Below are 6,000 nucleotides of genomic sequence, written 5' to 3' on the forward strand. Positions count from 1 at the left end.
GGAATCAAACATTCCGCTCATGTTTGAGCGAATAGCGGCTTTCTGCGCTTGCGAAAAGTCCCAACTTCAAAAATCACTAGTGTGCCCGCGCGCCTAGCTGGAGTACATTATCTTGACGTTAGCGGACACTGCATGGTGCGAAAGAGGGTTGCGACGGTCGCCCCACTATTCCAACGGCGGACGTCGCGCGGTGGCCTCGTCACCGTCGGCACGTTCGGTCTGTTCGATAGCCTCTTCCATGCTGACGGTGTTCAGCACCAGCTCGAACTGCTCGAGGATCTCTGGCGCATGCCGGCCAACATAAGACCGCACTGCCTCATTCTCCATCAGCTTTTTGAGGTAGCCCTTGGCGACGACGAGGTTCAGCAGCTCTGACCCATAGTTTTCTTCGGCGTGTTTGTACTTCTCTTGCACCTGGCTCATCTCGCGTTCGAGCTTGACGATCTGTTCCAGCGGATCCCCCTTGGGCTGTTCAGGCTGCGGAGGTTTGTAGTCCGTGCGCTGTTCCGGCGGCGTGGCTTTCAGAAGGGCGTCCGCATGACGCCTTTGACGATGGTCGAATTGGGGGAGCCGTCGTTCTCGAACTGCTCGGCGCAATAGGCGACCTGGATGCCGGCCCGGCGACAAATGTATTCGTAGTAGGCGCTCTCGTCCGCATCCTGGAATCGACCCCAGCGGCTGACATCATAGACGAGGATGGTATTGAATTCTGCGGTGCCGGCTTTGACGTCGGCGATCAGTTGTTGGAGCGCGGCCCTGCCACCGATGGTGAGGCCGCTTTTGCCTTCATCGGCATAGGTCTTGACGATCTCTATGCCGCGCTTCTCAGCGTATTCCCGGATCTTGTCGGACTGGTTGTGTGTGGAATATTGCTGATGTTCCGTCGACATACGCACGTATTGCGCCGCCCGGAACTCTGTCACCTCGCCGGCGCCGTGCAACTCTGCCTCCGTCACCATTCAAGTCGGTCGGACGTTTGCGTTGACGGCGGGAGCTATCAAGTCGAGTTTTGCGATTTTGCACCGGACTCAACGCCCTGATTGTATTTGAAAAAATTGCGATACGGCGCGTTGTGGATGCTTGGCAAAACCCGACTTGCAGTCGTTCGGTTTCTGAGCCGTAGCTGTGGCCGGGTTTTGCAAGGGAAAGGTAATGACGTTTCACGGGAGCGGCACGAGCTGGCATTTGGCACAGCTGAAGCCAAATAGCGTCAGAATTGCTGATCGCAATCTTCGACGTCAGGGGTTCCGAACCTTTCTGCCCAAGGAGGATGTGACCAGACCGGTGAAGGGAAAATTCGTCCCGGTCGAGCGTCTTGTTTTCCCCGGGTACATCTTTGTAGCGTTCAACAAGCGCTTGGTCGACTGGCGCGCCATCAACTCGACGAACGGTGTCACGCGCCTGGTCAGCTTTGGTCCGGAACCAGCCACGGTACCGCTCTACATCGTCAGCCAATTGATGCTGCGCTGCGACACCGCCGGCAAGCTGCTGCCCCCGCGGCTTCTGAAACCCGGCGATCGGGTGCGCCTGACCTCGGGGTCTTTCGCGGATTTCGTGGCCGAGATCGAGAGGATCGCGCCCGACCGTCGCGTCTGGGTTCTCCTGGACATCATGGGCACTCAGACCCGTGTGGCGACGCCACCTGAGCAGCTTCGGGCCATATGAGTGGGCTTGGTGTCCACTCATCTGACAGGGCGGGTCAGGCCGCCCGGGATTGCCGCACGATAAACTGGCCGACCTTCGAGAGGTTTTTTCCGGCCAGGGTCATGACACCACCGACCTGGTTGCGCTGGATCGCCCGATAGTCCTCTTCCATCTTCTGCCGGACCCGGGCCCAGTTGCGGTTGCTGACGCCACCAAGCCGCATCTTGTAAAGCACTTCCGGAATGTAGACCGATTTTGCCTGCGTCCGCGAAAAGTAGCGCAGGATGAAATCATAGTCGGCTGCGATCCCGAAGCCGGTATCGAAACTGCCGACCCGGTCATAGACCTGGCGTCGCAGATAAAGGGTGGGATGCGCCGGCATCCAGCCGCGTTTCAGGCGCCTCGGGTAGAACGGGCCAGTCGCCCAGTGCCGGATCACGCGGGAGGTGTCGGCCTGCGACACATAGTGCAGATCGCTGAACACCGCCTCTACTTCCGGATCCGAGAAGGCCTCGGCAATGCGACCCAGAACGCTTTCATGGGCCAGAAAGTCATCGCTGTGCACGAAGCCAATGATGTCGCCTGTGGCCCGCGCGATCCCCTTGTTCAGGGCGTCATAGATGCCTGTGTCGGGCTCACTGATCAGCACCATCCGATCATGCACGGCCCGCTGCACGGCTGCCATTGAGTCATCCTTGGATTTGCCTTCGATGATGACATGTTCGATGTCCGGGTAGTTCTGCCGGGCAATGCTGGCGATGGCCTCGCCGACGGTGGCCTCGGAATTGTAAACGGCGGTGATGACAGAAATTTTCAAGGAAAGACTGGCCTGATTGAATGGATCGCTTCCGGGTCTCTATCCGAGATCTCCGCCGGAGGAAACAGGGTGAACGTGCCGAGAGGCAGCGGACTGTTGTGAGCTTTGGCGTGCAACCCGCCGGTCCAGAATGTAGATTTGAGGGGGGGGGGAGAAGGAAACCCATAACGGCTTTTTTCTGAAGGGAAACCGATGCGTTGGCAAGCTGCGCAGATTTGCGGTTTTACCGCCATCTGCCGTTGTCGGCGCGAGAGAGAGTTCGACGCCAGTCCCGTTCCCTCCGCCACTTGCCCTTGTTGCCGACGTACAAGTTGCAAACGCGACTTCGGCATCCAAGTTTCGCGCTCTCTGAACTTTCGCTCGGATCCGGTTCAACCAATGTTCCGCGGTTCAGACCGTCACCTTGCCTTTCCAGAACTGGCTTGGCTCAAGTCGGCCCAAGTGCGGCGGCTTGACCACCAAGTCCTACTCCAGGCACTCCCTGCTGTGACGCGCCTTGATCTGGCAGGGGTTGTGCATGCGTTGGGCATCTTGATGGTGTCGCCTGTGGCAGGAAGGACACAGCGCAATCGGAATAAGCACGCGTTCGCCGCTGGCAATATCTGAATAAAGCTCTTCGCCGCACACCTCGAGTAGCTCGCCGCGTCGCATCAGGTCTTTCGACGAGATCCCGCAATGGCTGCACTGAGCCTCGGCAAGTGCGGCGGAATACTCCTTGGCGGTTACTTTCCGCTGATAATTACATTCGATGGAAGACATACTCATGACCTCGCGGCGGATTCACCCAGCTGCATTTCCCACCAACCCACAATCGTACAATCGCCGGGCAGTTCCAATACACATTTTGGATAGGGCGTTCCACGGATGCCGGGCGACAGTTCGTTGCCTTCGGTCGGAATCATGCCCAACCGCCGCCGTCAATCAAACCCGAGGGCAAGCCCCGCCCGGCGCCGATCCAGAGATTTCCGGTAGGCATATCGGCTGAACAGCGTGATAGGCAGCAGTACCCTCTCTCCGAGTCCGTCGATAATCACCAGCCTGCCGCCGCGCTCTTGGGCGCGCACGATATTGTCGGTGCTGAGATCGCCGACGATGATCCCTGCGCGTTCCAGGTCGTCCACCAGTTCCATCAACTCGGCAAGAATTTCCTTGCGGCGCGGATCCCCCGCAGGCATGCCTGTCTCTTCTTCCCTCACGGTCGGGGCAAGATTTCCCTGGGGATCGGTCATCTTTTCAACCACCATCGCGGGGCCTTCCGAGGTCCTCTCATATCCCATGAAGCGGGCGAGGCGGTCGATCTCGGGGCAGCCGCGGTGCAATGCGGCGAGGTATTCGTTCGCCTCGCGGTTCCACTGCCGCAAGTTGCCATAGCGCCATTCGCCATAGCGCGGCACCAGGTGCTTGCGCACCGGCTTGTCGCTCCGGACTTTGAGCAGAGCGCCGGGTACGCTCGGATGATCGTAGATCTTGTAGTTGCGGCTGGTCCGCAACGGGCTTGCTCCACCGAGATCGATCATGCCGTCAATTTCCCCGCGCTTCGGAACGGTTTGGCGCGCCGCAGGACGAATTCAGGCTCAAGCTCATCATCCCTTGTGCCAAAGCTCCATCGCGTTCCAGCCGCCAACTCAAACTGGAAAACTGTGTATGCTCGCGGGTGGGTACATGCAAGGGCAGCCAGCCGATGTGGTGGCGCTGGGATCGCGTGACCGGTCGCGTTTTCCCGAACCGCCAAACGCGCCCCAACAGGCGGCGGTGGCGACGGGGATCTAGGAAGCGCTCCGACGCAGGAATTTCAGGAAGAAAGATTTGCTCCGCTTTTGGCCGTCGTCGAACTTGTACCCGTAGGTCTCGATATCGCGCGCGTAGACCTCGGCAATGGCGTCGCGGCTCTTGCCGTCGTAATACTCGCGGTAGTCGGAGCGCTTGGATTTTTTCCGATGGCGCATGAGCGCGCGCTTTATACCCAGGCGGTCAAGCACCTTTTGCAGGTCGCCGTCGAAGCTTTCGAAACGCCCGATGAAATCCGCCGGCGAGTAGCCCTGATCGTCGCTCAGATAGGACCACTGCGGCCGAAAATAGCGAATGCCCAGGAAACGCTCGGGGTCGGCGGCGAAGACAGGGGCAAAGTCCTGAAAGGTCTTGTGTGCGGTGACGTCGGTCAGTTCCGGGCGTCGCTGAGCGACATAGTGATACGCAGACACGAAGCGGTCCCAGGGGTTTCGAACGAAGGCGAACTTGAAGTAGTCGTCCGCTTCGTCGCCCAGGGCCTCGACCAGTTCGACCATGGTATCCCGGCCTTGCCCGCGCGGGTCGACCTCGTTGCTCTTGGTGTCCACGAGACGGTCATGCTTGAGAAGCGCCGCGATCGACGACCCGCCGGTTTTCGGAATATGGACAAAAACAGCCCGGTGAGAGGGATAGATCGACACGACATTTCCTCAGTGACATTCCGGCAGAACGCGTGGCGCCCCAAAACCGCGGCGCGGCCGGATCATGGTGCTTAATATCGGTCCGGGCGAGCAGAGGCAAGCCGGACCGATCGGGCTCGACCAGAGCGCTACAATCCCATTGAGCTACAATCCCATTGATAAGGGCGCGTCGGTCAGAAACGGTAGCCGACGCGGAACGTCAGAGTATTCAGGTCGATATCCGTGGGCGTGCTCGCTTCGGAAAACTGGCCATCGATATCGCGCAGCGTCAGATCGGCGCCGGCCGACCAGCGGTCATTGATACTGTACTCGGCCCCGAGCCCGTAATTCACGCCGTCAAGATCCGCGGTGTTGGAACGGCCGCCGAACTGGAGGCCAGGATGGACCCGCATCGAGGACCAGGACCAGCCGAGCGTGCCGTAGAACATCCAGTCGCCGGTGACATAGCCCACCCGCCCCCGCAGATCCGTGGTATTGGTGACTTCGCGCACTTCCGGTGCGGACATGCCGCTGTCATTCAGTCCGGTCAGGTCCATGTAGCGCAGCTCGGCGCTGTATACGATCGACCCTCGCTGATAGTTGTATCCGACAAAGGCGCTGTAGACACGGCCGCTGCCCGGATCGAAGGAGGACGTTGTGGTTCCGCCCGAGAGCACCGGATATTCCGACGTGCCGTCAGCGGTGCCCCAGCCGAAACTGGCGCCCAAATAGACTCCGTCAAAACTCGCCGTGGGCGGCCCGCCAAACGCGTTTCGATCACCGGCCGAGGCCATCCCTGCAATGCTTGCGATTGCGACTGCTAGTGCTGCTTTGTAGGTCATGCCTCGCCCCGAGCGTCTGATTTCCAGGAGGTAGTATTCCACCCTCCCGTCCGGGCGCAACCCTGTCAGCTCATTCGGAAGGGATCTCTGGCGTTCTTGCATCACTGAGTGGCGGTAAACTGGCCCGGAACGAACAAAGCCGCCTTTCGGCGGCTGGTTCGGTTGATTTGGTTGCGGGAGCAGGATTTGAACCTGCGACCTTCAGGTTATGAGCCTGACGAGCTACCTGGCTGCTCCATCCCGCGTCATTTGGTTTTGGTCTTTTGCCTGTTCGGCTGTTTGGGACCAT

At 59.6% G+C, this 6,000-nt stretch carries 7 protein-coding genes, 1 tRNA gene and 1 pseudogene; 1 reads left to right on the plus strand and 8 read right to left on the minus strand.

Translation table 11 applies throughout. The features are described 5' to 3' along the window. Positions 1-165: 165 nt before the first annotated feature. Together FGK63_RS04605 and FGK63_RS04610 are read right to left on the minus strand one after the other, a co-directional pair. Complete coding sequence (locus FGK63_RS04605; protein ID WP_342777303.1) at positions 166-627, minus strand: plasmid partitioning protein RepB C-terminal domain-containing protein; 462 nt, start codon at positions 625-627, stop codon at positions 166-168. Beyond that, positions 534-959: pseudogene (locus FGK63_RS04610) on the minus strand (recombinase family protein); the annotation flags it as partial. The gene FGK63_RS04605 and the pseudogene FGK63_RS04610, both read right to left, overlap by 94 nt. Positions 960-1,152: 193 nt before the next feature. On the opposite strand from FGK63_RS04610, the gene nusG reads away from it, so the two are divergent. Further along, positions 1,153-1,665, plus strand: a complete 513-nt coding sequence (gene nusG / locus FGK63_RS04615) for a transcription termination/antitermination protein NusG (RefSeq protein WP_138840403.1) — start codon at positions 1,153-1,155, stop codon at positions 1,663-1,665. Positions 1,666-1,699: 34 nt separating this feature from the next. Here the strand turns inward: nusG and FGK63_RS04620 are convergent, their stop codons facing one another. From FGK63_RS04620 to FGK63_RS04645, 6 genes are all read right to left on the minus strand, one after another. After that, positions 1,700-2,461, minus strand: a complete 762-nt coding sequence (locus tag FGK63_RS04620; RefSeq protein ID WP_138840404.1) for a glycosyltransferase family 2 protein — start codon at positions 2,459-2,461, stop codon at positions 1,700-1,702. A gap of 465 nt (positions 2,462-2,926) precedes the next feature. Continuing rightward, a complete protein-coding gene (locus tag FGK63_RS04625) occupies positions 2,927-3,226 on the minus strand; it encodes a hypothetical protein (protein WP_218961107.1) in 300 nt (99 codons plus the stop codon). Positions 3,227-3,378: 152 nt separating this feature from the next. After that, positions 3,379-3,978 (minus strand): YrbL family protein, encoded by a 600-nt coding sequence (locus tag FGK63_RS04630; protein ID WP_138840406.1) that lies wholly within the window; start codon positions 3,976-3,978, stop codon positions 3,379-3,381. Between the two features lie 249 nt (positions 3,979-4,227). Next, positions 4,228-4,890 carry a sulfotransferase family 2 domain-containing protein gene (locus tag FGK63_RS04635; protein ID WP_138840407.1) on the minus strand — a complete coding sequence of 221 codons (663 nt, stop codon included), beginning with the start codon at positions 4,888-4,890 and terminating at the stop codon, positions 4,228-4,230. 173 nt (positions 4,891-5,063) lie between these two features. Continuing rightward, positions 5,064-5,711, minus strand: a complete 648-nt coding sequence (locus FGK63_RS04640; RefSeq protein WP_171052568.1) for an outer membrane protein — start codon at positions 5,709-5,711, stop codon at positions 5,064-5,066. A 168-nt stretch (positions 5,712-5,879) separates the two neighbouring features. After that, a tRNA-Met gene (locus tag FGK63_RS04645) sits at positions 5,880-5,956 on the minus strand. Positions 5,957-6,000: the final 44 nt, after the last annotated feature.

Origin of the sequence: Ruegeria sediminis (assembly GCF_005938215.1) — a bacterium.
In the GTDB taxonomy this organism is placed as follows: domain Bacteria; phylum Pseudomonadota; class Alphaproteobacteria; order Rhodobacterales; family Rhodobacteraceae; genus Ruegeria; species Ruegeria sediminis.